Origin of the sequence: Pseudomonas sp. BCRC 81390 (assembly GCF_030341915.1) — a bacterium.
In the GTDB taxonomy this organism is placed as follows: Bacteria; Pseudomonadota; Gammaproteobacteria; order Pseudomonadales; family Pseudomonadaceae; genus Aquipseudomonas.
On sequence record NZ_JATAAG010000009.1, the window covers coordinates 57,048 to 81,447 of the forward strand.

At 63.1% G+C, this 24,400-nt stretch carries 24 protein-coding genes; 12 read left to right on the forward strand and 12 right to left on the reverse strand.

Annotation, left to right across the window (positions count from 1 at the left end; genetic code table 11):
- Window positions 1–93 precede the first annotated feature (93 nt).
- The 6 genes from QSV36_RS03980 to QSV36_RS04005 form a co-directional block, all read right to left on the reverse strand.
- The gene (locus tag QSV36_RS03980) at window positions 94–753 is read right to left on the reverse strand and encodes an HAD hydrolase-like protein (RefSeq protein WP_289130060.1); all 660 of its coding nucleotides are present in this window, start codon (window positions 751–753) and stop codon (window positions 94–96) included.
- 100 nt (window positions 754–853) lie between these two features.
- On the reverse strand, window positions 854–1,408 hold the full coding sequence (locus QSV36_RS03985) for a helix-turn-helix domain-containing protein (protein ID WP_170029128.1): 555 nt from the start codon (window positions 1,406–1,408) through the stop codon (window positions 854–856).
- Window positions 1,409–1,533: 125 nt separating this feature from the next.
- A complete protein-coding gene (locus tag QSV36_RS03990) occupies window positions 1,534–2,892 on the reverse strand; it encodes an aspartate aminotransferase family protein (RefSeq protein ID WP_289130062.1) in 1,359 nt (452 codons plus the stop codon).
- Between the two features lie 67 nt (window positions 2,893–2,959).
- Window positions 2,960–3,733 (reverse strand): gamma-glutamyl-gamma-aminobutyrate hydrolase family protein, encoded by a 774-nt coding sequence (locus QSV36_RS03995; RefSeq protein WP_289130064.1) that lies wholly within the window; start codon window positions 3,731–3,733, stop codon window positions 2,960–2,962.
- A gap of 75 nt (window positions 3,734–3,808) precedes the next feature.
- Window positions 3,809–5,155, reverse strand: a complete 1,347-nt coding sequence (locus QSV36_RS04000; protein ID WP_289130066.1) for a glutamine synthetase family protein — start codon at window positions 5,153–5,155, stop codon at window positions 3,809–3,811.
- 27 nt (window positions 5,156–5,182) lie between these two features.
- Entirely contained in the window at window positions 5,183–5,737 is a 555-nt protein-coding gene (locus QSV36_RS04005; RefSeq protein WP_289130068.1) for a helix-turn-helix domain-containing protein, read from the reverse strand.
- Between the two features lie 195 nt (window positions 5,738–5,932).
- Here QSV36_RS04005 and QSV36_RS04010 point away from each other — a divergent pair, with 195 nt between their 5' ends.
- The 7 genes from QSV36_RS04010 (at window position 5,933) to QSV36_RS04040 (ending at window position 14,955) form a co-directional block, all read left to right on the forward strand.
- Window positions 5,933–6,280, forward strand: coding sequence for a metalloregulator ArsR/SmtB family transcription factor (locus QSV36_RS04010; RefSeq protein ID WP_289130070.1), 348 nt, complete (start codon window positions 5,933–5,935; stop codon window positions 6,278–6,280).
- 19 nt (window positions 6,281–6,299) lie between these two features.
- Window positions 6,300–7,583, forward strand: coding sequence for an arsenic transporter (locus tag QSV36_RS04015; RefSeq protein WP_289130072.1), 1,284 nt, complete (start codon window positions 6,300–6,302; stop codon window positions 7,581–7,583).
- 27 nt (window positions 7,584–7,610) lie between these two features.
- Window positions 7,611–8,081: an arsenate reductase ArsC gene (locus QSV36_RS04020; protein ID WP_289130073.1), complete on the forward strand. Its 471-nt coding sequence runs from the start codon at window positions 7,611–7,613 to the stop codon at window positions 8,079–8,081.
- A gap of 240 nt (window positions 8,082–8,321) precedes the next feature.
- Complete coding sequence (locus QSV36_RS04025) at window positions 8,322–10,310, forward strand: acyltransferase family protein (RefSeq protein ID WP_289130075.1); 1,989 nt, start codon at window positions 8,322–8,324, stop codon at window positions 10,308–10,310.
- Between the two features lie 372 nt (window positions 10,311–10,682).
- Window positions 10,683–11,693 carry a tRNA dihydrouridine(20/20a) synthase DusA gene (gene dusA / locus QSV36_RS04030; protein WP_289130076.1) on the forward strand — a complete coding sequence of 337 codons (1,011 nt, stop codon included), beginning with the start codon at window positions 10,683–10,685 and terminating at the stop codon, window positions 11,691–11,693.
- Between the two features lie 285 nt (window positions 11,694–11,978).
- The gene (gene tal, locus QSV36_RS04035) at window positions 11,979–12,905 is read left to right on the forward strand and encodes a transaldolase (protein ID WP_289130077.1); all 927 of its coding nucleotides are present in this window, start codon (window positions 11,979–11,981) and stop codon (window positions 12,903–12,905) included.
- A 199-nt stretch (window positions 12,906–13,104) separates the two neighbouring features.
- Window positions 13,105–14,955, forward strand: coding sequence for an alkaline phosphatase D family protein (locus QSV36_RS04040; RefSeq protein WP_289130079.1), 1,851 nt, complete (start codon window positions 13,105–13,107; stop codon window positions 14,953–14,955).
- A gap of 139 nt (window positions 14,956–15,094) precedes the next feature.
- Here the strand turns inward: QSV36_RS04040 and rssC are convergent, their stop codons facing one another.
- Together rssC and rssB are read right to left on the reverse strand one after the other, a co-directional pair.
- Window positions 15,095–15,577: an anti-sigma factor antagonist RssC gene (rssC, locus tag QSV36_RS04045; protein WP_051098867.1), complete on the reverse strand. Its 483-nt coding sequence runs from the start codon at window positions 15,575–15,577 to the stop codon at window positions 15,095–15,097.
- Window positions 15,574–16,758: a two-component system response regulator RssB gene (gene rssB / locus QSV36_RS04050; protein ID WP_289130083.1), complete on the reverse strand. Its 1,185-nt coding sequence runs from the start codon at window positions 16,756–16,758 to the stop codon at window positions 15,574–15,576. The genes rssC and rssB overlap by 4 nt, the downstream gene beginning before the upstream one ends.
- A 280-nt stretch (window positions 16,759–17,038) precedes the next feature.
- Between rssB and QSV36_RS04055 the strand changes: the two genes are divergently transcribed.
- Complete coding sequence (locus tag QSV36_RS04055; RefSeq protein WP_289130085.1) at window positions 17,039–17,338, forward strand: PilZ domain-containing protein; 300 nt, start codon at window positions 17,039–17,041, stop codon at window positions 17,336–17,338.
- A 55-nt stretch (window positions 17,339–17,393) separates the two neighbouring features.
- Here QSV36_RS04055 and QSV36_RS04060 read toward each other — a convergent pair whose 3' ends face one another.
- Window positions 17,394–18,101: an MlaA family lipoprotein gene (locus QSV36_RS04060; protein ID WP_289130087.1), complete on the reverse strand. Its 708-nt coding sequence runs from the start codon at window positions 18,099–18,101 to the stop codon at window positions 17,394–17,396.
- Between the two features lie 199 nt (window positions 18,102–18,300).
- On the opposite strand from QSV36_RS04060, the gene pcrP reads away from it, so the two are divergent.
- Entirely contained in the window at window positions 18,301–18,864 is a 564-nt protein-coding gene (pcrP, locus tag QSV36_RS04065; RefSeq protein ID WP_289130089.1) for an HAD superfamily inactivated hydrolase PcrP, read from the forward strand.
- A 122-nt stretch (window positions 18,865–18,986) separates the two neighbouring features.
- Window positions 18,987–19,250, forward strand: a complete 264-nt coding sequence (locus QSV36_RS04070) for a DUF4404 family protein (protein WP_004376395.1) — start codon at window positions 18,987–18,989, stop codon at window positions 19,248–19,250.
- Window positions 19,251–19,284: 34 nt separating this feature from the next.
- On the opposite strand, the gene queF is transcribed toward QSV36_RS04070, so the two are convergent.
- Window positions 19,285–20,115 (reverse strand): NADPH-dependent 7-cyano-7-deazaguanine reductase QueF, encoded by an 831-nt coding sequence (queF, locus tag QSV36_RS04075; RefSeq protein WP_289130092.1) that lies wholly within the window; start codon window positions 20,113–20,115, stop codon window positions 19,285–19,287.
- A 225-nt stretch (window positions 20,116–20,340) separates the two neighbouring features.
- On the opposite strand from queF, the gene cinR reads away from it, so the two are divergent.
- On the forward strand, window positions 20,341–21,021 hold the full coding sequence (gene cinR / locus QSV36_RS04080; protein ID WP_289130093.1) for a two-component system response regulator CinR: 681 nt from the start codon (window positions 20,341–20,343) through the stop codon (window positions 21,019–21,021).
- Window positions 21,018–22,370, forward strand: coding sequence for a heavy metal sensor histidine kinase (locus QSV36_RS04085; RefSeq protein ID WP_289130094.1), 1,353 nt, complete (start codon window positions 21,018–21,020; stop codon window positions 22,368–22,370). Before cinR ends, QSV36_RS04085 begins: the two co-directional genes overlap by 4 nt.
- A gap of 39 nt (window positions 22,371–22,409) precedes the next feature.
- Here the strand turns inward: QSV36_RS04085 and QSV36_RS04090 are convergent, their stop codons facing one another.
- Both QSV36_RS04090 and lolD read right to left on the reverse strand, forming a co-directional pair.
- Complete coding sequence (locus QSV36_RS04090) at window positions 22,410–23,651, reverse strand: lipoprotein-releasing ABC transporter permease subunit (protein ID WP_289130095.1); 1,242 nt, start codon at window positions 23,649–23,651, stop codon at window positions 22,410–22,412.
- Window positions 23,652–23,711: 60 nt separating this feature from the next.
- Window positions 23,712–24,395: a lipoprotein-releasing ABC transporter ATP-binding protein LolD gene (gene lolD / locus QSV36_RS04095; RefSeq protein WP_289130096.1), complete on the reverse strand. Its 684-nt coding sequence runs from the start codon at window positions 24,393–24,395 to the stop codon at window positions 23,712–23,714.
- Between the last annotated feature and the right edge of the window lie 5 nt (window positions 24,396–24,400).

Consider the following 24,400-nt stretch of genomic DNA (forward strand, 5'->3'; position numbering starts at 1 on the left):
CCAGTGATCGATTTCGTCTCGTACAAAACCGCTTCATATCAGGGGAACACGTCAGCCATTACGTTGCCGTTGTTGCAGCGTGCCGAGGGTGATTTACAGTATGCCGTTTGCCGTACTCACCGCCCTGGGGCGTGCTGCCAGGCGCCGCAATTCGCCCACCTCGGCAAACCACTCATGGTCGTGGAGCGTGCGGAATGCTTCAGGGGTACCGTAGCCCCAGGCAACCGCGCCAAATGCGATACCCGCTGTCGCTGCGGCTTCACCATCGGTGGGTTGGTCACCTATATAGATGACCTGCTCTGGCGCCACGCCGAACTTGCGCATCACCCGACGCAAGCGCGATGCCTTGCCGAAAATGGAAGCCCCGCACTCAAAGGCGCGGATATGGCGACAGCTGGGGCCCAGCACTTGCGTGACATTATCCCTGGAGTTGGAAGACACCACTGCCAGGATCAGCCCCTGCTCATCAAGCTGGCTCAACGTATCGGCGATGTCCTGGAACAGCGCGATCGAGCCGCGATGTTTCTTCATCAGGCCGATGAAGGTTCGCGCTACCAGCGGTAGCTTCCAGCGCGGCATGCCGATATGCGACATGATCTCCCGGGCCCCGAGCTTGCGTAAAGCGTCCAGTTCTTCGGGGTGAATACGGCTGAAGGCATGCTTGTCGGCAACCTGGTTGAACACCGCAACGAAGAATGGAAAGGAATCCGCAAGCGTGCCGTCAAAGTCGAAAATGGCAAGCCGGTATGTCATGAGAGGTTCCTTCCTGGCGTGCTGGCAGCCTTCCTGACAGCCGCATGGTCCTGTACTTGATGCCCAAACGCGTTGGTAAGCGTTACCAGCCTTGAGTGCTTCAGCTGAACACCCAGAGCACCCGGGTGGGCTTGTCGGTCAGGTTGGCGTAACGAAAACTGGCATGCGGTTGCAGCTGAAAGCTGTCACTGGCGCGCAGCGTTACCGGCTCGCCGCCATCCAGCCAGACGGTCAGTTCGCCTTCGAGCACGAAGCAGCCCTGTTCCGAGCTGTCGTCGAGGTACTCCTCGCCGCTGCTGGCGCCCGGCTCCAGGTGGCTGTCGAGCATGGAGAATGCCCCCGATATGGTGGGCGATGCCAGCACATCGGTGATGCCGCCGGCCAGATGAAGCGTACGGCGCTCGTGTGGCCGGGTGACCCAGTCGAGCTCACGCGGTTTGTCCAGCTTGTAGAAATAGGCGGTGGAGACACCGAGTTCTTCGCTGATGGCCGTGAGGTCGGCCACGGTTGGCCGCGAGACGCCGCGCTCGACCTGGGAAAGAAAACCCACCGAACGGCCAATGCGCTGGGCCAGTTCGCCCAGGGTCAGGCCCTTGAACTTGCGCAGGTCGCGAATCAGTACGGCCAGGCCTTCGATCTCTTCGTGCACTTTCATGTTGAATCGCGACTATCGGACGGGAAAATTGATGCCCTGAAAAGTACAGGATTCATTGCACAAAGCAAGGTTTCACGTGGGCAGATCGGGGCCGCCTTGCGGCCCCGGATGGCCCTGGCTGGCGCTTAACGAACAGCCTCGTACGTCAGGTCCAGGCACTTGCGGGCCTTTTCCACCAGTTCGTCGATTTCCGCGATGCTGATCACCAGCGGTGGCGCGATGATCATGGTGTCACCGACAGCGCGCATGATCAGGCCATTGTCGAAGCAGTGCTGGCGACAGATCATGCCGACCCCCTTGCCTTGGTAGCGGGCGCGGGTGGCCTTGTCCTGCACCAGCTCGATCGCACCGAGCATGCCCAGGCCGCGCACCTCGCCCACCAGCGGGTGGTCGGCCAGCTCGCGCAGGCGCTGCTGCAGGTAGGATGCGGTCTGCTCGCGCACCTGCTCGATGATCTGCTCGTCGCGCAGGATGCGCAGGTTCTCCAGGCCCACCGCAGCCGCCACCGGGTGGCCGGAATAGGTGAAGCCGTGGTTGAAATCGCCGCCTTCGCTGATCACCTTGGCCACTTCATCACGCACGATCACGCCGCCCATCGGGATATAGCCGGAGGTGAGGCCCTTGGCGATGGTCATCAGGTCGGGCTCGAGGCCGTAATAGTCGCTGCCGAACCACTCACCGGTTCGGCCGAAGCCGCAGATCACCTCGTCGGCGACGAACAGGATGTCGTACCGGGCGAGGGTTTCCTTGACCTTCGGCCAGTAGGTCTGCGGTGGAATGATCACGCCACCGGCGCCCTGGATCGGTTCGGCGATGAAGGCAGCGACGTTGTCCACGCCAACCTCGAGGATCTTCTTCTCCAACTGCTCGGCCGCCCACACGCCAAAGTCGGCCTCGGTCATGTCGCCGCCTTCGCCATACCAGTACGGCTGCGGGATATGCACGATATCCGGGATCAGCCCACCCTGCTGGTGCATGCCGCTCATGCCCCCCAGGCCTGCGCCGGCCACGGTGGAGCCGTGGTAGCCGTTGATGCGGCCGATGATCACCTTCTTCTGCTTCTGGCCCTTGATCGCCCAGTAATGACGGACCATGCGCAGCACGGTGTCGTTGCCTTCGGAGCCGGAGCCGGTGAAGAACACATGGTTCATGCCTGGCGGGGCGACATCGGCGATCGCCTTGGCCAGCTCCAGCGCCGGCGGGTGCGCGGTCTGGAAGAACAAGTTGTAATACGGCAACTGCTTCATCTGCCGGCTGGCGACCGCGGCCAGCTCATCGCGGCCGTAACCGACCGCCACGCACCACAGGCCAGCCATGCCATCGAGTATCTGGTTGCCTTCGCTGTCCCACAGGTACACACCCTTGGCCGAGGTGATGATGCGTGGGCCCTTCTCGGCCAGTTGCTTCACATCGCTGAACGGCGCCAGATGATGGTCGCGGCTCATCGCCTGCCAGGCCAGGGTTTGGGAATTCTGTTCACTCATTGCTTTCACTCCATCTGCTTGCGCAGCCGGGCTGCGCCGTATTTTTGTAAGTTGCGAACGGTGCTGCTCAGGCGGACAGCATCAGCTTCTGGCGCAGTACCGAACGTTGCCGGCAGGCCTTGCCGAAAGACTGGAAGATGGTCAGGTAATGCGGGTTATCCATGACTTGGAACTCCGGGTGCCATTGCACGGCCAGGGCGAACCCCTTGCTGTGCTCCACCGATATCGCTTCGACCAGGCCATCGGGTGCCAGCGCTTCCACCCGCAGCCCGGGGGCCAGCACATCGATACCCTGGCCATGGATGGAGTTGACCTCGATGAGCGCCGGCAACCCCATGCGCTCGAGCATGCCGCCGGGTTCGACATGCAGCGCGTGCCGCGGGCCATACTGCTGCTCGATGGGCTCGTCCTTGCCTTCGCGATGGTCCATGAACAGCCCGGTCTCGTGGACGTTCTGGTGCAGGCTGCCGCCCAGCGCGACGTTCATTTCCTGAAAGCCGCGGCAGATGCCAAGCACCGGCACACCGGCGGCAATGGCCGCACGCATCAGCGGCAGGGTGGTGGCATCCCGCAGCGGATCGTGATGGGTGCCGGCAGCACTGGCCGGGCCCCGGTAGTGGAACGGTTCGATGTTGGACGGCGAACCGGTGAAAATCAGCCCATCCACCACGTCGAGGATATCGGCGCTGTCAATCAGCTCGGCGAGGCTGGGGATCACGATCGGCAACCCGCACGCCGCCTTGGCCGCCGCCCGTGCGTACTTCTCGCTGATGGTCTGGGTGGCATGCTGCTCGATCACGCGGGTGCATGCGGTAATGCCGATCACGGGCACACGTGGCATATCTTCCTCCGGCAAATCCATGTTGCGCGTTGTATTGAAACGCTGGAAAGAGAGGGCTCGGGGGAGCCCAGGTCGCTACAGGAACCAGCGGTATTCGCGGGCGTCGATGTGGCGCATGAAGTCCTGTTGCTCCTGGTACTTGTTTTCGCAATAGACCATCACGAACTCACTGCCCAGTCCTTGGTTGACCACCGGGTGATGACGCATGGCAGCCAGCGCACTGAAGGCCTCCTTGGGGAAATCGATGCCGCTCTGGCGGTTGTCGTTGAGCGGGGCGATGGGCTCGACGCCCCGGTCCAGGCCGTGCTCCATGCCGGTCAGAATGGCCGCCAGCACCAGGTACGGGTTGGCGTCGGCACCGGCCAGGCGGTGCTCGATGCGCAGGTTGCGCGGGTCGGACTCGGGGATGCGAATGCACGCATCGCGATCTTCGAAGCCCCAGCTGGCCTTGCTCGCCGCATTGACCATCGCGCCGTAGCGGCGGTAGGCATTGTGGTTCGGGGCGAAGATCGGCATGCAGTGGGGCAGCAGCTCCAGGCAGCCTGCCACGGCATGGCGCAGCTTGCGTTGCTCGTCAGCCGCCAGGATGTTGTTGCCGGCATCGTCGTACAGGCTGACGTGCACATGCATGCCGCTGCCCGGCGCCTCCAGGTACGGCTTGCTCATGAAGCTGGCCCGATAGCCATGTTTCATCGCCACACCACGGGTGCTGCGGCAGAACAGTGCCGACCAGTCGGCTGCGCTCAGGGCATCATCGCTGTGGAAGAAGTTGATCTCGAACTGGCCCGGGCCCAGCTCGGCGGTGATCACGTTCGCTGGCACGCCTTGCTCGTTGGCAACGTCGACCATCTCGTGCAGCACCGAGGCAAAGCGCGACAACCGCTCGATGTGCATGTTTGGCTGGTCATCCGGGTCGCCGCTTGCCGTGTCGCGCGGGTACTGCGGCAGGCCGTTGGCCAGTTGGCGGTCGAACAGGTAGAACTCCAGCTCGAAGGCCACCACCGGATGGATGCCGCGCCTGGCCAGGCGCTGCAGCACGCGGGCCAGCACCTCACGCGGCTCGAATTCGATCGGCTTGGCAGTGCCGTCGGAGGTGATCAGCATCTGGGCAATCACTTCCTGCTCCCAACGCACCGGCTTCAGGGTACCCGGCACCAGGCGCCGGGCGGCATCCGGGTCGCCATCGGCGAAGCAGTAGTCACCGATCGGGTACAGGCCACCCTGGGTGCCCAGCAACACACAGTTCTGCGGCAGCTTCAACGGCGTGCCGGCAGCCACCTTTTCCAGCATGTCCATGGGGTAGCGCTTGCCGTAGAAGTGCCCGGGGATATCCAGCGCAATCAGGTCGACATAACGTATTTCTGGGTATCTGGCGCGAAATGCGCGCACTTCTGCCAGCAGATCCGGAAAGATGACACTCATCTTCTTGTCCTTGTGAGGTGAACGAATTCAGTTGAAGACCCAGAGCACACGGGTGGTGTTTTCCGTCAGGTTGGCGTAACGGAATTGCGCGTGGGGGTGCAGCTGGAAGCAGTCGTTGGCCTGCAGGGTCACGGCATCACCGTCGTCCAGCCACACCGTGAGTTCGCCTTCGAGCACGAAACAGCCCTGTTCGGAACGGTCGGTCAGGTACGGCTCGCCACTGCAGGCGCCTGGCTCGAGACGGCTGTCGAGCATGGCAAAGGCACCGGTGATGCCCGGTGAAGCCAACACATCGGTGATGCCCGATTCCAGGTACAGCGTGCGCCGTTCATGAGGGCGCGTGACCCAGCTGATGCCACGGGGCTTGCTCAGGTTGTAGAAGTACGCGGTGGAGACGCCGAGCGCTTCGCTGATGGCGGTGAGGTCGGCCACGCTCGGGCGCGAAACCCCACGCTCGACCTGGGACAGGAAGCCCACCGAGCGGTTGATGCGCGCGGCCAGCTCGCCCAGGGTCAGGTTCTTGAATTTGCGCAGGTCGTGAATAAGGATCGCGAGGGCTTCAACCTCTTCGTGCATCTTCATCGATTCGGACTGCCGTGAAATTTTTAGAGTTATTTTTCATGAAAAAATACAGTAAAAATTTCACGAGTCAAGTCCGCTCGCTTGCTTGAAGGTGGTGTCGCGATGGCAAGCCGTCTGGCTCGCGGGCTATCCGCTACTTGCTCATAACATATGGAAATACGTATATTCGACTATCCATATGTAAAGAGCCCCAGCATGATCAGTCCTCCAGAACTCTTCAAAAGCCTGGCCGATGAAACCCGCGCACGTGCCACCCTGCTGATTGCCAGCCTCGGCGAGCTCTGCGTATGTGAGCTGATGTGCGCCCTGGGCGACAGCCAGCCAAAGATCAGCCGCCACCTGGCGCAACTGCGTAGCAGCGGTTTGCTGCTGGACCGCCGCCAAGGCCAATGGGTGTATTACCGCCTCAACCCGGCCCTGCCCGGCTGGGCCATCGAGTTGCTGCAGGTAACCCTGAAAGCCAATGCCCAATGGCTGCAAGCCAATACCGAGCGCCTGCAGAACATGGACGGTCGCCCTGTCCGAACCAGCGCCTGCTGCTAAATCACCTTTCGAGCCTGCCATGCTAGTCGCACTTACCGTTTTCCTGTTCACCTTGATTCTGGTCATCTGGCAGCCCAAGGGCCTTGGCGTCGGCTGGAGCGCCGCGCTCGGCGCGCTGATCGCGCTGGCTGTCGGCGCGGTGTCGCTGGGCGACATCCCGACCGTGTGGGCCATCGTCTGGAACGCCACTGCCACCTTCATCGCCGTCATCATCATCAGCCTGCTGCTGGACGAGGCCGGCTTCTTCGAGTGGGCGGCGCTGCATGTGGCACGTTGGGCCAACGGCAGCGGCTACCGCTTGTTCGCCTTTTGCGTACTGCTGGGCGCCGCGGTATCGGCGCTGTTCGCCAACGATGGGGCGGCACTGATCCTCACGCCCATCGTGATGTCGATGCTGGTGGCCTTGCGCTTCTCGCCAGCAGCCACCCTGGCTTTCGTCATGGCGGCGGGTTTCATCGCCGACACCGCCAGCCTGCCGCTGGTGGTGTCCAACCTGGTGAACATCGTGTCCGCCGATTATTTCGGGCTGGGGTTCGCCGAGTACGCCTCGGTGATGGTGCCTGTGAACCTGGCGAGCGTGGCCGCCACCTTGCTGGTGTTGTTCCTGTACTTCCGTCGCGACCTGCCGAAGCAGTACGCCGTCGAGGCCCTGCCGGTGCCGCGGGCGGCGATTCGCGACCAGGCGACGTTCGTGGTGGGCTGGTGGACGCTGCTGGTCCTGCTGGTCGGCCTGTTCGCCCTGGAGCCGCTCGGTATCCCGATCAGCGCGGTCGCGGCCGTGTGCGCGGCGTTGTTGTTCGCGGTCGCCGCCCGCGGCCATCGGATTTCCACTCGCCGCGTGCTGCGTGAAGCGCCGTGGCAGGTGGTGATCTTTTCCCTTGGCATGTACCTGGTGGTCTACGGCCTGAAGAACGCCGGGCTGACCGACTTCCTCAGCCACCTGCTCGAGCGCTTTGCCGAGCAGGGCGTGTGGGGCGCCGCCATCGGCACCGGCCTGCTGTCGGCAGTGCTGTCATCGGTGATGAACAACATGCCCAGCGTGCTGGTCGGCGCCCTGTCGATCCAGGCCAGTGGCGCCGAGGGGCTGGTGCGCGAAGCCATGGTCTACGCCAACGTCATCGGCTGTGACCTGGGGCCGAAGATCACCCCGATCGGTAGCCTCGCCACGCTGCTGTGGCTGCATGTGCTGGAGCGCAAGGGAGTGCGTATCACCTGGGGTTATTACTTCAAGGTCGGCATTTTGCTGACCCTGCCCGTCCTGCTGATCACCCTGTCGGCGCTGGCATTGCGCCTGAGCCTCTGATATCCGCCCCCGCGCGAGGAGTTTTCCATGCGAGTTCTGTTCATGTGCACCGCCAACAGTTGCCGCAGCATCCTTTCCGAAGCCCTGTTCAACCATATGGCACCTGCAGGGTTCGAGGCGATCAGCGCCGGCAGCTTCCCCAAGGGGCAGGTGCTGCCGCGCAGCCTCACTACCCTGCAGCAGGCCGGCATACCCACCGACGGCCTCAGCAGCAAGGGCAACGATGCCTTCGCCGGCAACCCGCCGGACATCGTCATCACCGTCTGCGACAAGGCCGCCGGCGAAGCCTGCCCGGTATACTTCGGCACTGCCCTGAAAGCCCATTGGGGGCTGGAGGACCCATCCGAGGTCAAGGGTGACGAAACGCTGATCGACGCGGCCTTCCGCGCTACCCTGGGGCATATCCGCAAGCGCTGCGAAGCGTTTTTCAGCTTGCCGTTTGCCTCGCTGGATCGCGACGGGTTGCAAAAAGAGCTGGAGCGCATCGGCGCGCTGTGATTTCTGGCGCCAGGCGAGACGAGTTGAAACAGGCAATCCTGGCCAGCTACAGGATGGCGAAAAGGAACCGTCCGTTGCTCCTTCTTTACTTGAGCGTATACCGGGAAAAGCCGATACCCCGATGGGAAACGCATGTTTACGCGCCACACCAACCTGTCCCTGACATCACGACGGCATCAGTTGTAGAATCCGCAACCTTTACCACTCCTTACCAGGGCTGCGCCCTCCGAAAGGGATTTCATGAGCAAAGCATTAGCGTACCGCCCGGATATTGACGGTCTGCGGGCCGTGGCCGTCCTGGCGGTTACGATCTTTCATTTCAGCAAGCAGTGGATGCCAGGTGGCTTTGTCGGCGTCGACATTTTCTTCGTCATTTCCGGCTATCTGATCACCGGCATCGTCGCCAGGCAGATCGCTGCAGGAACCTTCTCATTCGCCGACTTCTACATGCGCCGCGTTCGACGGATCTTCCCGGCAGCGCTGTTCGTCACGTTGGTGACACTAATAGCCGGTTCCGCCCTGATGCTGCCGGCGGATGCGCTGCAGCTCTCCCAATCAGCTGTCGCCGCGACCTTCTCGGCAGCGAACATTTTCTTCTGGAAGTTTCTGGATACCAGTTACTTCGCAGCATCCTCCGACATGGTGCCGCTGCTTCACATGTGGTCACTCGGCGTCGAGGAGCAGTTTTATCTGGTATGGCCAGGATTGCTCTTACTGTTGCTCAAGTTCGGTGGGCGCAGACTTGTTGTGCTGACGGCCTGTCTCGCTGCGGTGGCCTCGTTCTGGTACGGCCAGTCCAGACTCATTGCAGACCCTACGTTCGCCTACTACATGCTTCCTTCGCGGGCCGGAGAGCTTTTGATCGGTGCGCTCGCCTACTTCAGTTGTGAAGCAGCGCGCGATCGGATCACCGCTCGCGCAGCCTCAGGCCTGGCTTATGCCGGCGCCGTATTGGTGATTCTGTCCTTGATCTTCATCCGTGAAGAGGACGGATTCCCTGGTTTCATCTCCGCTGTACCGGCCTTGGGCGCAGCGCTGATCATCGCGGGATGCGCATTCTCCTCGAACCTGGTGGGTAAGCTGCTTGCGCTGAAACCCATGACTTCCGTTGGCCTGATTTCGTTCTCCCTGTACCTCTGGCACTGGCCCGTTCTGGCGCTTTACCGCTATTCGTTCGGCGAACTTACCCTGTTCGGTGGGCTGGCATGCGCTGCAGCGATAAGTGCGCTGACACTGGTCTCTTACTTCTGTATCGAAAAGCCGTTCCGCAATTCGAAGAGCAGCCTGAAAACGTTGACCATCGGCATGGCTGCCGCCTCGGTCTGTGCGGTATCTGCCATGACCATTCAATCGAACGGTATGTTCGGCCCACTCACGCCGAATGGCTATGCTGAAAAGCTCAAAGCGCTGGATGACAACACAGGCCCCGCCCACGCCTACCCGTACGTATGCCAAGGAATGCCAAAGCCTGGGATCATTTCTAACCCGAAATGCGTCGTGGGCACTGGCCCAACGGATGCGATCCTCTTCGGTGACTCCAATGCCGCTCATTTCATGGGCTACTTCAAAGTGCTGGCGGACCACTACGGCTTCTCGCTGCGAAACCTTGAACACCCCTCTTGCCCACCTTTCCCCGGAAACCTGAGCCAAAAGTATGTGGTCAAGGGCTATCAGGAAAGCTGCCCAGCCTTCAACCAGATGGTTCGGCAAAATCTCGCCCCATACAAAACAGTCATTATTGGCGGAACCTGGCAAGGGTATTCACAGAACCCAAACTTTGAAGCGGACATGCGCGAAACGCTCAAGCAACTGACCGCAGCCGGAAAAAACGTCATCATCGCGCTGCGCGCACCCGGCTTTGTCGACTACGACAAAGAGTGCACCCGTAAATCGGTGAAAATACCGTTTGCCGATTGCGAAAAACGCTCTGCCTACGCGGATAAGGGCGACCTTTCCGCAAACGAAAAGATTCGCTTGATAGCGAAGGGCTTCGTCAACGTCCAGACATTCAGCATTCGTAACCTGATTTGCAAGGACGGAACTTGTTCTGCCTACCTGAACGGCAAACCACTGTATTACGACCCGGGCCATCTGAGCATTCCAGGCTCGGAAATGCTGGGGGTCGAGGCGATCAAGCACAACCTTGTTCCGACCGAAGTCTTGTCGCTACTGCTGCCGAAGCAGGCCGTCGGTTACGTTTCCCAGGAAAACAGCAAGCTGCGCGAGTAGCGGTCGGCCGGCAGACGTCACCCCAAGATCAGGAAGCCCTGTAGCAGGCGGGAGCCGGCATTGCTGTCGGCTGTCGCAGGCTTTAAGCAGCAGGACATGTGACCGTTTTCGGCGGTACTGGCCGCCGGTTTCAGACGGTATTGGGTTAACAAGCAGGTTTCGGGCGAACGTCCGGGGTTCTTGATAGACTAGGCCAACTGTTTCCCGAGGCGGATCTGGACGGTACAGCTGACCGTCCCATCGCCCCGCCCTGCTTTGACCGCTGCCATGATTTCCGTTGGTACAAACGTCTTTGGCGGTGGTACATCGTACCAATGCCGCACCAAAAACGCCCCAGAACCCCGGAAAGCGGCACAAACCGTGTAGACCAAAATGCCCCTAGAATCAGCCTCGAAGCCACAAACCACGCGCCCTGAGCCTTCTCGCCGCTTCAGCGTTGCGCCGATGATGGACTGGACCGACCGCCACTGCCGGTTCTTCCTGCGCCTGCTCTCCAGGCAAACCCTGCTTTACACCGAAATGGTCACCACCGGCGCCCTGCTGCACAACGACGCCCAACGATTCCTGCGCCACGATGCCTCCGAGCACCCGCTGGCCTTGCAACTGGGCGGCAGCGTGCCGGCCGAGCTGGCCGCCTGCGCCCGCCTGGCCGAAGAAGCTGGCTACGACGAGATCAACCTCAACGTCGGCTGCCCCAGCGACCGGGTGCAGAACAACATGATCGGCGCTTGCCTGATGGCCCACCCGGCGCTGGTGGCCGATTGCGTGAAGGCCATGCGCGATGCGATGTCGACCCCGGTGACGGTCAAGCACCGCATCGGCATCAATGGCCGTGACAGCTACGCCGAGCTGTGCGACTTCGTCGGCCAGGTGCGCGAGGCCGGTTGCCGCAGTTTTACCGTGCACGCACGCATCGCGATCCTGGAAGGGTTGTCGCCGAAGGAAAACCGCGAGATCCCGCCGTTGCGCTATGACGTGGCGGCGCAGTTGAAGGCGGACTTCCCGGATCTGGAAATCGTGCTCAATGGCGGCATCAAGACCCTGGCCGAATGCCAGGCGCACCTGCAGACCTTTGATGGCGTGATGCTCGGGCGCGAGGCCTACCATAACCCCTACTTGCTGGCCGAGGTGGACCAGCAGCTGTTCGGCAGTGAAACGCCGATTGTCAGCCGTAGCGAGGCGCTGGCGCAGTTGCGGCCTTATATCGTCGCGCACATGCAGGCCGGCGGCGCCATGCATCACGTTACCCGGCATATCCTGGGGTTGGCCCAAGGGTTCAAAGGCGCGCGGCGGTTCCGTCAGTTGCTGTCGGCAGACATCCACAAGGCAGCGGAGCCGTTGGCGGTGTTCGACCAGGCGGTGGAGCTGTTGCAGGGGCGCTGAGCAATTTCCCGGTGAAGCAGGCGGCGCGATGGTTGCCCCTGCCTTGCCGGTGTTCGCGGGCATGCGCACTGCCAAAACGCGTGTGCAGCCTCTGGATCTATAGCAAGACAGTTACGCCAGCCAGTGGATCTGCCGTCAGGCAACCCGCTGCGGAACCTCAGGGCAGCTTGCGACTCGAATCTTCACCTTTCGCACAGCCCTTCCCGGGCAAGCCCGTGCCCAGGCCCTTGAGCGGCCGTCGGGGCTCGGGTAATGTCGAGTCATTGCACAGGACAGAGCACGCCCATGACCTCCAAGCTGGAACAACTCAAGCAGTTCACCACCGTGGTCGCCGACACCGGGGACCTGGACGCCATCACCCGGCTGAAACCGGTCGATGCCACCACCAACCCGTCGCTGTTGCTCAAGGCCGCCGCCATCCCCGGCTATGCCGACCTGCTCAAGCAGGTGAAAGCCGATGCCAAGGGCGACGTCGACCTGGCCTGCGACCGCTTCGCGGTGGCCGTGGGTTCGGGCATCCTCAAGGTCATTCCGGGGCGCATCTCCACCGAGGTGGATGCCCGCCTGTCGTTCGATGAGCCAGCCCTGCTGGCCAAAGCCCGCAAGCTGATCGAACTGTACGAGGCCGCCGGCGTGGGCCGCGACCGTGTGCTGATCAAGCTGGCTTCCACCTGGGAAGGCATCCGCGCCGCCGAGAAGCTGGAAAAGGAAGGCATCCAGACCAACCTCACCCTGCTGTTCTCTTTCGCCCAGGCCCAGGCCTGCGCCGATGCCGGGGTGTTCCTGATTTCACCCTTCGTGGGGCGTATCTACGACTGGTACAAGAAAAGCACCGGCCAGGAATACGTCGGCGCCGAAGACCCGGGCGTGCAGTCGGTCACGCGCATCTACAACTACTACAAGGCCAATGGTTACAACACCGTGGTCATGGGTGCCAGCTTCCGCAATATCGGCCAGATCGAACAACTGGCTGGCTGCGACCGCCTGACCATCAGCCCCGAACTGCTGCAGCAATTGAGCGACGACCAGGGCGATCTGCCACGGGTACTGCAACCGGGCAAGGCCGGCGAGGCCAAGCAACAGCTGAACGAAAGCCAGTTCCGCTGGGCGATGAACGAAGATGCCATGGGTACCGAGAAACTGGCCGAGGGCATTCGCCAGTTCGCCCGGGACCAGGAAAAGCTTGAGAAGGTGATGGCCGAAAAGGCCTGATACATCTCGCGTCTGCCTGACGGGCGGGAAGTGTTCAGCATTTTCCGCCCGTCTGTGTATCTGGCGTAAGTTGTGCACTGAATTCCTGGGCCTGTTCGCGGGCAAGCCCGCTCCCACGGGATTGCGACAGGCCCGAGGTTGTCGCCATACCTGTGTGGGCTTGCCCGCGAAGAGGCCCGCATAGCCACCCGAGCTGTCGATGACCTCCACTACCCCATTGCCCCTCGTTCTCGCCGGCCCGATCCTGCGCCGCCTGGAACCCCAGCGCCTGGCCATCTGGCTAGTTGCCAACCAACCGCTGCAAGCCGAATTCACCTGCACGGCAGGCGAAGCACAGGCCGATTGCCAGGTGGTTGCAGTGGGCCAGCACGCCTTCATCCACTTGCTGGACATCCACTTCGCTCGCCCCCTGCCCTGCAATCAACTGCTCGAATATGACCTGCTGATCAACGGCCAAGGCACTGCTGACTGGGCACCGCACCTGCTCTACCCCGGCGCCCGTCGCCCAAACCTGGTACTGCGCGACCGCCTCGACCACCTGCTGCACGGTTCCTGCCGCAAGCCGCATCACCCGGCCGCCGACGGCCTGCTGTGTGCCGACCGCCTGCTGCAGGCCTGCACAACACCGGCTGATCGCCCCGCCATGCTGCTGATGACCGGCGACCAGGTGTACGCCGACGACGTCGCTGGCCCGATGTTGCGCGCCATCCATGCCCTGATCGCACGCCTGGGCCTGTTCGACGAGCCCTTGGAAGGCGCCGTGGTGGCCGACAGCCAGGCGCTGTACCGCCACCCGGCCTGCTACTACCACCGCGCCGACCTGTTGCCGGCCCAGGAGCGCAACGAGACCCTGCGCGAACGCTTTTTCGGCGGCAAGCGCAAGCCGATCTTTTCCTCCAGCAATGCCGACAACCACCTGGTGACCTTCGCCGAGGTCATGGCCATGTACCTGCTGGTATGGTCACCCGTGCCCTGGCAACTGGTGACCTTGGGCATGCCCGACGACCTCACTGCTTCACGCCAGGCCCGTTACCAGCAGGAGCTGCCGCTGATCCAGGCGTTTGCCGACAACCTCGGCCAGGTAGCACGGGTGATGGCCCACCTGCCCTGCCTGATGATCTTCGACGACCACGACATCACCGACGACTGGAACCTGTCGGCGCAATGGGAGGAAACCGCCTATGGCCACCCCTTCTCGCGGCGGATCATCGGCAACGCCCTGCTCGGCTACCTGCTGTGCCAGGCCTGGGGTAACGACCCGGACGCTTGCAAGGCACTGATCGGACAATGCCAGGCGCTTGGCAGCCAGCCCCAGGATGAGCTGATCGGCGAGCTGCTGCGCTTCCAGGGCTGGCAGTTCAGCCTGCCCAGCAACCCGCCCTTGCTGGTGCTGGACACCCGCACCCGCCGCTGGCGCAGCGAAAGCAGCCTGGCCAGACCGTCCGGCCTGCTGGATTGGGAAGCGCTCAGCGAGCTGCAACAAGCACTGCTGGACCACCCGTCGGCGATCATCGTGTCGCCTGCGCCGATCTTCGGCGTGAAGCTGATCGAGACGGTGCAGAAGGTATTCAGCTGGTTGGGCTACCCACTGCTGGTGGATGCCGAGAACTGGATGGCCCATCGCGGTGCCGCGCAGGTCATTCTCAACATCTTCAGGCACTCGCGCACGCCGGGGCATTACGTGGTGTTGTCCGGCGACGTGCATTACTCGTTCGTTTATGAAGTGCTGATCCGCCACCGCCAGCGCAGCCCGCATTTGTGGCAGGTTACCAGCAGCGGGATCAAGAACGAGTTTCCCAGGCGCTTGCTGGACGTGCTCGACCGCCTCAACCGCTGGCTGTATGCGCCGCGCTCGCCGCTCAACTGGTTTACCAAGCGCCGCGAGATGGAGGTAGTGCCGCGTACGCCCAGCCGTAGCAAGGCCGGCGAGCGGTTGTGGAATGGCGCGGGCCTGGGGCAGGTTTTCTTCGATGAACAGGGGCGGCCGGCGCGGGTCTGCCAGCTGGATGCAGGCGGAGCTGAGGCGACCGAGTTTGTTGGCAGAACATAGCCAGGCAGAGTGACTGTGTTGTCCCGTGCCTGTCCTTTCGCGGGCGCGCCCGCCCCTGCAGAAATCTCTTCAAGCCAGCAGGCAACGTGGTAGCTGTGGGAGCGGGTCTAGCCGCGAGATGGCCGGCGCAGGCTGACGATCAGGTACGCTCCAGCGCACTGACCAGGTCGTGGAAGGCTTCGCGGTTGGAGTCGTTCAGGCCCATGAGGATCTTGTGTGCCTCCAGCACCTTGGAACGCACCACGTCCTCGTTCTGGTCCTGCGACGGCAGGTCGGTCAGGCACTCCGGGCACGGAATCGGACGATCGACGATGTTGAACACCTGATCGAAGCCCATCGACTGCAACAGCCGGGAAATGTCCGGGTTGGTGGTGACCACGGTCGGCAGCAGGCCCACTTTCTGCCGCGACAGGATCGACAGCTTGGCCAGCAGGCCCAAGGTGGTGCTGTCGATGCTCTCGGTTTCAGTCAGGTCGATGACAATCGCCGAGAAGTTCAACGCCGTGAAAATCTTCTCGATCGTCGCATCCAGCGCCGAACACAAGGTCAGACGCACTTCACCGACAAATTTCAGTACAAAGGTACCGCTCTGCTCGGCGAACTGGATTCTACCGGTACTCATTGAAGGTTCCTGCTCAACACCAATAGGGCGATATCATCCGGCATCTCCCCAAGCGTAGCCAATCCAAAACGTTGACGCAGCCCATCCAGGCTGCCACCTGCTGCCCTGACGATTTCCGGCAGGGCGGTTTCTTTATCTTTGAGCGTGTCACCCGGCAAAAGGTCCAGAATGCCGTCGGACATCAGGCTGAGGCTGAAGCGCGGCGGCAGTTCCACGACCAGGTCCTGGTACACAGCCTCGTCGAACAACCCCACCGGCAGGCCGCGGCCTTCCAGGTAGCGGGTATGCTCAGGGGTATGCAGCACGGGCAGGGGCAGATGGCCGCCTACCGCGTAGGTCAGCAGGCCGGTGTCCTCGTCGATCACCCCGCCGACCATGGTCACGTGCTTGCCCAGCTTGCAGTTGATCAGCCCACGGTTGATGTGGCTCAGCACCTGGGACGGCTTGAACTCGCGCATCTTGCCGCTGCGCTTGAATTCGAACAACAGCCGCGTGGTCATGAACTTCAGCAGCACGGTGACGAACGCCGACGACGCGCCATGCCCGGAGACATCGGCGAGGTAGAAGGCAATGCGCCGCTCGTCCACCCGGAAGTAATCGGCAAAGTCACCCGACAAGTACAGCGACGGGATGATCTGGTGCTCGAAGGCGAACTCGCCGGCCACCCAGGGGCTTTCCGGCAGCATGTTCATCTGTACCTGACGACCGGCGGTCTGGTCCTCCTGCAGCAAGTGCAGGCTGGCTTCCAGTTCGCGGTTGGCGGCTTCGAGCTTGTCGCGGTAGCGCTGGTTTTCCAGCACCAGGCGCGAACGGTCGAGGGCCCGGCGCACCGAGTGCTCGAGCACTGCCAGGTCTTCCAGCGGCTTGATCAGGTAGTCGGCCGCGCCCAGGCGCAACGCTTCCACCGCATCGCTCATGACACCGGCCCCGGACACCACGATCACCGGCAACTGCGGCGCGCGCTCGCTGACCTGGCGAATCAGCTCGAGGCCGCCCATCTGCGGCATGCGCAGATCGCAGATCACGAGGTCGGGCTGGTGTTCTTCGAAGACCTGAAGCCCCTGCTGGCCATTGCCGGCCTGGAGGACGCTGAAACCACTGTCTTCAAGATAGGCGGCGAGGCTCGCACGGACCACGTCGTCGTCATCGATGATCAGCAGCGTTGCACTGGTTTTCTGCATGTGGGCGAACGGCGCCGATTGGGTTGGTGCAGCGGTGTCGGCAAGGCAGACGGCCAGCTACGGGAATTCTCTATGGTCACACTCTACTTGAGTTGTAGGACAAGAACACCTGCCAGGCAACTGTCCGGCAACTGTGAGAGCGACCTTGTAAGGCGCAGACGGTACTCCCATCCGGCAGGCGTTTCAAGCATGCAAGGGTCGACCTCGCCGCACTTTACAGCGCAAATCACCGGGAGTTATAAGAAAGTCGTCCAGCGCAACCCGACAGGAAGCATGCAGCATGCCCCACACGCCCTCCAGCCATGCCGAAAAACGCGACTTCATCCGCATGCGCATCGACGCCGAGGTCAGCCTGCTGCATGAAGGCCAGGTAATTGCGGCGGTGTGCCTGGACCTGTCCAGCAGCGGCATGCAAGTGCAAGCCGCGCAACGCTTTCAGGTGGGGGACCGTATCGAGGTGCGGATCGAATCCGAGCATCCAGCGCTAAAGGGGCTGCATGCCAGTACCGAAGTCGTGTGGATTGCCGACCAGCCGGGTGGCCAGCAGAAGTTCGGGTTGCGGATTCTGGCCATGCATTGATCGCCCTGCCTGGCGTTCCCGCACGGGAATCGCGCAGGGCCAGGCAGGCGGCAGATCAGAAGTCGTCTTCGACTTCGCCATCCTTGACCTTGAACTCGCGGTTCTGCAGGTAGGCGTTGCGAACGAAGATGTACTTGTCACCCTGGATCAGCTTCTCCGCCGACAGCAGGTTGGCGCGGGTGTCAATCACGTCCAGAGCGAAGATCGAGTTGCGCGTCGGCACATGGTCGATGTAGCGGTAGGGTTCGGTATAGGTGTCCGGGTACTTGGCCACGCCGTCACGCACGGTACTCGGGCCCAGCAACGGGATCACCACGTACGGGCCACTCGGTACGCCCCAGTAGCCGAGGGTCTGGCCGAAGTCCTCGTCGTTGCGCTGCAGCCCCATCCGGGTGCCGACATCGAAGAAGCCGCCCAGGCCGAAGGTGGTGTTGACGATCAGTCGCGCAGTGTCCACGCCTGCGGCATGAGGCTTGAGCTGCAGCAGGTCGTTGGCCAGGTTGGTCACGTCACCGAGGTTGCGGAAGACGTTGTGGATGCCGTCTTCGAGGAACTGCGGGGTGACCGCCTGGTAGCCCTTGGCCAACGGCTTGAGGGCATAGGTGTCAAGGGCATCGTTGAAGCGGAAGATCGGGCGGTTGACCGCTTCCCAGGGATCTTCCTCGGTGGCGGCCTGGGTAGCCGCCACGGGCGCCAACAGCATGCTGGCACAGACACAGGCCTGGGTGACTCGTTCGATCACACTGGCACCGATCCTACGCATAGGTGTTTCTCCATCGGATTTCTCGGCCGCAAGCGCAACGGGGGCGCTGCTGTACGGCGGCAGTATAGAGGCTTGCGGGCTGATAAGCAGCTTTACACAGCGTTGCTCAATAATTTGTGAACAAAGGTTGCGCCGTGCACGCCGTCACAGGGCGGTAACAATCGCCCAATAGCCTGCGGAGTATTTGAGGGAAGTTGCCATGGATGCTGCACCCGCCTTCACCGCTGTGCTGTTCGGCTTGCGCGGCTGCCTGGTGCACACCGCCAATGGCGCGCCGTCGCCCGCCCCAGGCGCGCTTGCCACCCTTGCCAGCCTGCGCCAACGCCAGGTGCCTTGCATCTGGCTGGATGAGCTCGACAACAGCCAAGGCCAGCGCCTGGCCCAGGTACTGCCCGACTGGTTGCCGGGGCATACCGTGAATGGCACGCGCTGGCCGGCGCCGAACGCCTGCTGGCAGGCGCTGATGACGCTGCACAGCGCACGCCTGGATGGCTGCGTGCTGGTCAGCGGCGAGCCGCGGCTGCTGCAGTCTGGCCTCAATGCGGGACTGTGGACGGTGGGGTTGGCCGCGTGCAGTCCGTTCTGCGACCTCAATTCACGGCAATGGCAGGCCATGACCGCGCAGCAACAGGACCTGGCCCGGGGCAAGGCGACGCTGGAACTGTTCAGCCTGGGTGTACATTCGGTGATCGACCACCTCGAAGCGCTGGACACCTGCCTGGAGGATATCGCCCAGCGGCGGCACAAGGGCGAAAAACCCTGATACAGCAGCGTTGATACGGATCATGCAAAGCTGCGGCAGGTGGATTACGCTGAACACAAGCCAGAACCTTTGCCGCTTCGCTGAGGTCCATGGCTTGCCAAGCCATTGATGGAGAACTGCCAATGCCTGCCCGCGAATTGCAAGAGCGCCTGAACAGCTTGCGCGAGCAACTGGACCGCAACGTGCCGCTTTCGGACGAAGAGCTGGCCGCGCTACATGAAGAAGCACGCCAGATCGAGGCGCAACTGAAACTTGAAGAAGCCACGCCAGACAACAACCTGGTGGACGGCGTGAACCTGGCGATCGAGCGCTTCGAGGCCGACCACCCCGACCTCACCGCCACCCTGCGCAGCATTGCCAACTCGCTGCACAGCATGGGCATCTGAAAACCAACGGGGCCGCAACAGCGGCCCCGATACCTTACTGGCGAACCAGACGCTGGTTCTGCGGGCTGATCGCGCGGGTGCTGCGGTACGGGTTGATATCCAGCCCGCCGCGGCGCACATAGCGCGCATACACCGTCAGATACTCTGGCTGCAGCAGGTTCTTCAGATCCAGGTAGATCCGCTCCACGCATTGCTCATGGAAGTCGGCATGCTGGCGGAAGCTGATCAGGTAGGTCAGCAGGCTGGCAGGGTCCAGCGCCCTGCCCTTGTACTCGACCACCACGCTGCCCCAGTCCGGCTGGCCAGTGACCGGGCAGTTGGATTTCAGCAGGTGACTGTGCAGGGTTTCCGCCACCACCTGGTCAGGGCTGCAACGCAGCAGTTCGGGCTGCGGCTGCTGGTAGTTGCTGATGGCAACGTCCAGTGCATCGATGCACTGACCCGGCAGGGCCACCACACCCTGTGCCTCGACTTCGGCCAGGCTGCGCACCTTCACGCCTACCGGCTTGCCGGCAGCGGCGGACAGGTCTTTCTCCAGGCAGGCCTGGAGCTCGCCAGACGACGCGAATACGGTCTGGTTCAGCGAATTCAGGTACAGCTTGAACGACTTGGACTCGATGATATTCGGCGAATCGGCCGGGATGGCAAACTCGCCGATGGCGACTACCGGCTTGCCAGAGGGCAGCAGCCAGCTCAGCTCGAAGCAGTTCCAGTAATCCACGCCCCGCCAGGGCAAGGTCTGGGCAGTGACCCCCAGTTCGGCCCACTTCGCGGTGCGCGGGATCGGGAACAGCAACTGCGGGGAATAGGTGGCAATGTATTCGCTGGACTTGCCCAGCGGGGAATGTTCGGCAGCGGGATGCATGGAAACTGACCTGAAGGTTCGAAATTGCGCCTAGTCTACCGGTTTTGCGCCCCGCCTTGCAGCGCAAGTCACCGGGCGGTTACCGGGGAATTACAACTTTGTCAGTTTGCGCGTGCGGCTGCCTGGTCACGTATCATCTCGGCCAAAGCCTGCGCTGTCACTGTGGGAGCGGGCGTGCCGGCTCCCACAGTTTGCGGCGCCGCTACCTGGAGCTAATGCCACCCAATGAAACTGCTGATTGTCGAAGACCAGGCCCGCACCGGCCAGTACCTGAGCCAGGGCCTGAACGAAGCCGGCTTCGCCACCGAACTGGCCACCGATGGCGAGACCGGCCAGTTCCTGGCCCTGACCGGCGACCACGACCTGCTGATCCTCGACGTGATGCTGCCTGGGCGGGATGGCTGGCAGATTCTCCAGGCCGTGCGCCAGGCCGGCCTGGATACACCGGTGCTGTTCCTCACCGCCCGCGACGCCGTCGAAGACCGGGTACACGGGCTGGAGCTGGGCGCCGATGACTACCTGATCAAGCCGTTCGCCTTCTCCGAATTGCTGGCACGGGTGCGCAGCCTGTTGCGTCGGGGCACCAGCCCCAGCCAGGACGCCACCCTGAGCCTGGCCGACCTGCGACTGGACCTGATCCGTCGCCGCGCCGAGCGCGCCGGCCAGCGCATCGACCTGACCGCCAAGGAGTTCGCCCTGCTCGAACTGCTGCTGCGCCGCCAGGGCGAGGTGCTGCCCAAATCGCTGATCGCCTCGCAGGTGTGGGACATGAATTTTGACAGCGACACCAATGTGATCGAGGTAGCCATCCGCCGCCTGCGCCTGAAGATCGACGACCCGCACCCGAACAAGCTGATTCACACCGTGCGCGGCATGGGCTACGTCCTCGAAGAGCGCGAGGCATGATGCGCCGGGTGTCCCTCGGCAGCCGCCTGGCCCTGCTGTTCGCCGCCTGCACGGCCGCCGTCTCGCTCGGCGCTGGCCTGATCTTCAGCCAGGCCAGCGCGCAGCACTTCGTCGAACTGGACCAGCAACTGCTGGACTCGCGCCTGTCGCTGTTCCGCACCCAGCTGGCCGGCATCACCACGCCGGCCGAGCTGCAGGCGCGCCTGCCTGCCCTGCGCGATGAATTGGGCCACCAGGCCGACCTGGCCCTGCGCATCAGTGGCAGCGACGGTGCCACCTGGTTCGAAAGCCGCAGCGGCCTGCCCCTGGCACCGCTGCCCGACGGGCTGGCGACCCTGCATGAACAAGGCACGGACTACCGCAGCCTGGCCACGCACCTGGTACCAGGCGCTGCGCAATCGCCACAGCTGACCCTGTACCTCGACATCACTCACCACCAGCACTTCCTGCAGGGCATGCAGCGCCTGATCTGGCTGACGGTCGGTCTGTCGGCGCTGGCGACGGCACTGCTCGGTGCCTGGGCCACACGCCGCGGGCTGCGCCCATTGCGGCAGATGGGCCAGGTGGCCGCCGGCGTGTCGGCGCGGTCGTTGACCACCCGCCTGCCGGTGGCGCAGATGCCCGAGGAACTGGCCGAGCTGGCCACGGCCATGAACGCCATGCTGCAGCGCCTGGACGATGCCTTCCAGCGCCTGTCAGCGTTTTCTGCGGACATTGCCCACGAGCTGCGCACACCGCTGTCCAACCTGCTGACCCATACCCAGGTCACCCTCACCCGCCCGCGCAGCCTCGAGGAGTACCGCGAGGCCCTGCATGGCAACCTGGAGGAGCTGCAGCGGATGGCGCAGATGATCAACGACATGCTGTTCCTGGCCAAGGCCGACCATGGCCTGCTGGTACCGGGGCGAGCGCCGCTGGCGCTGCATGAGGAAGTGGATGCGCTGCTGGAGTACTACGCCCCGCTGGCCGAGGACAGCGACATACAGCTGTCGCGCGAGGGCGCGGCCCTGCTGCAGGGCGACCGACACATGCTGCGCCGAGCGCTGTCCAACCTGCTCGACAATGCCTTGCGCTTTACCCCGGCGGGTGGACAGATACGGGTGACGCTGGCGCCTGGGCCGACGCTGTGCGTGGCCAATACCGGAGGGGACATCGACCCGGCAGCATTACCGTGCCTGTTCGACCGTTTCTACCGGGTGGACCCGGCACGGCGCGAAGGCAGTAGCGAGCATGCGGGGCTGGGGCTGGCGATTACCCGGTCGATCGTGCAGGCCCATGGCGGGCGCATTCGGGCTGAATGTGAGGATGGATGGACACGGTTCGTAATCGAGTTCACTGAAGGTCGGTGAACCGGGGGCTGCTTTGCGCCCCCAAATCTCAAGCAGAGATCAGACCGCCAGGCCAATCGCCGGCTGTACCTGCGATGCGCGGTAGGCCGGGTAGATGGTCGCCAGGAAGCTCATCACCAACCCGGCCGTGCAGATGATCGCCACATCGCCCCACTGCAACTGCGATGGCAGGCTGCTGATGAAGTACACATCCGAAGTAAAGATGTGCTGCCCGCTCACCCGCTCCAGCCAGCCGACGATCTGGCTGACATTGAACGCTGCAATCACCCCCAGCACGCCGCCAATCAGCGTACCGACGATGCCGATCAGGCTGCCCTGGACCATGAACGTGCCCATGATCTGTGCCGGGGTGGCACCCAGGGTGCGGAGGATGGCGATGTCCGGGCCCTTGTCGTTCACTACCATCACCAGGGTGGCGATGATGTTGAACGCGGCCACCGCGATGATCATCATCAATAGCAGGCCGATCATGGTCTTTTCCATCTTCATGGCGCTGAACAGGCTGCCCTGGGTATGCGACCAGTCATCGGCACGGTAGGCGTCGCCCAGCCTGGCGGCGATGGCCTTGGACACCTGCGGCGCGGCATACAGGTCGTGCAGCTTCAGGCGCACGCCCTGCACCTGGCCCGGCGCCCAGCGCTGCATGGCGCCAGCATCGGCCACGTGGATGTAGGCCTGCGAGCCGTCCAGCTCGGCCCCCACCTTGAAGATGCCGACCACGGTCAGGCGCTGCATGCGCGGGGTGATACCGCCGGGTTCCTTGCTGATTTCCGGCACGATCAGGGTCAGCTTGTCACCCGTGTTGAGGCGGAAGCGGCGCGCGGTCAGCTCGCCGATGACCACACCGTACTCGCCCGGCTGCAGGTCCTGCAGGCGGCCCTGGACGATATGCTGGCCGACGATCGAGACCTTGCCCTCCTCGGCCGGGTCGATACCGCCGACCTGGATCGGCTGCATGGCGCCCTTGTACGACAGCATGCCTTCCATTTCGCTAATCGGCGCTGCCGCCACCACTGCCGGGTCCTGCAGGGCTGCGTCGGCCACCTTGTGCCAGTCGTCCAGCGGCTGCACGCCAAGGAGGGCGGCATGCGGCACCAGGCCGAGAATGCGCGAGCTCATTTCACGCTGGAAACCGTTCATCACCGACAGCACCACGATCATCGCCAGCACGCCCAGCGACAGGCCGATCATCGAGGTCATCGAGATGAACGAGATGAAGTGGTTGCGGCGCTTGGCTCGGGTGTAGCGCGCGCCAATGAAGATGGGCAAGGGTCTGAACATGTACGGAAACACCCAATGAAAACAGGAAAACGGGGCGGCGCGGCCACCCCGTGCAGTCGATCAGATCGCCACCAGGTGGCCGTCGTCGAGCTTCAGCACGCGGTCCATCTGGCGTGCCAGGTTGAGGTCGTGGGTCACCACCAGGAACGCGGTGCGCGAGGCACTGGACAGTTCCTGCATCAGTTCCTGGATGCCCTGCGCGGTGTGGTGGTCGAGGTTGCCGGTCGGCTCGTCGAGCATCACCAGACCCGGGCGGTTGACCAGCGCCCGGGCTATCGCCACCCGCTGGCGCTCGCCGCCGGACAGCTCGGCCGGCTTGTGGTTGAAGCGGTGGGCCAGGCCCACCCGCTTGAGCAGCGCCTCGGCACGCTCGCGGGCCTCGGCAATGGGGGTACGGCCGATCAGCAACGGCATGCACACGTTTTCGATGGCGGTGAATTCCGGCAACAGGTGGTGGAACTGGTAGACAAAGCCCAGTTCCCGGTTGCGCAGCAGGCCACGGGCCCGCTCGCCCAGCGCCGACAGCTCCTCGCCAGCCAGCCAGACGCTGCCCTGGGTCGGCCGGTCGAGGCCACCCAGCAGGTTGAGCAAGGTACTCTTGCCGGAGCCCGAACTGCCGACGATGGCCACGCGCTCACCGGCGTGCAGCTCGAGGTTGAGCCCGGACAGTACCTGCACCGACTCCGGGCCCTCGTCGTAGGACTTGCCCAGGTTGCGGCAACTCAGAACGGCTTTATCACTCATGCGCG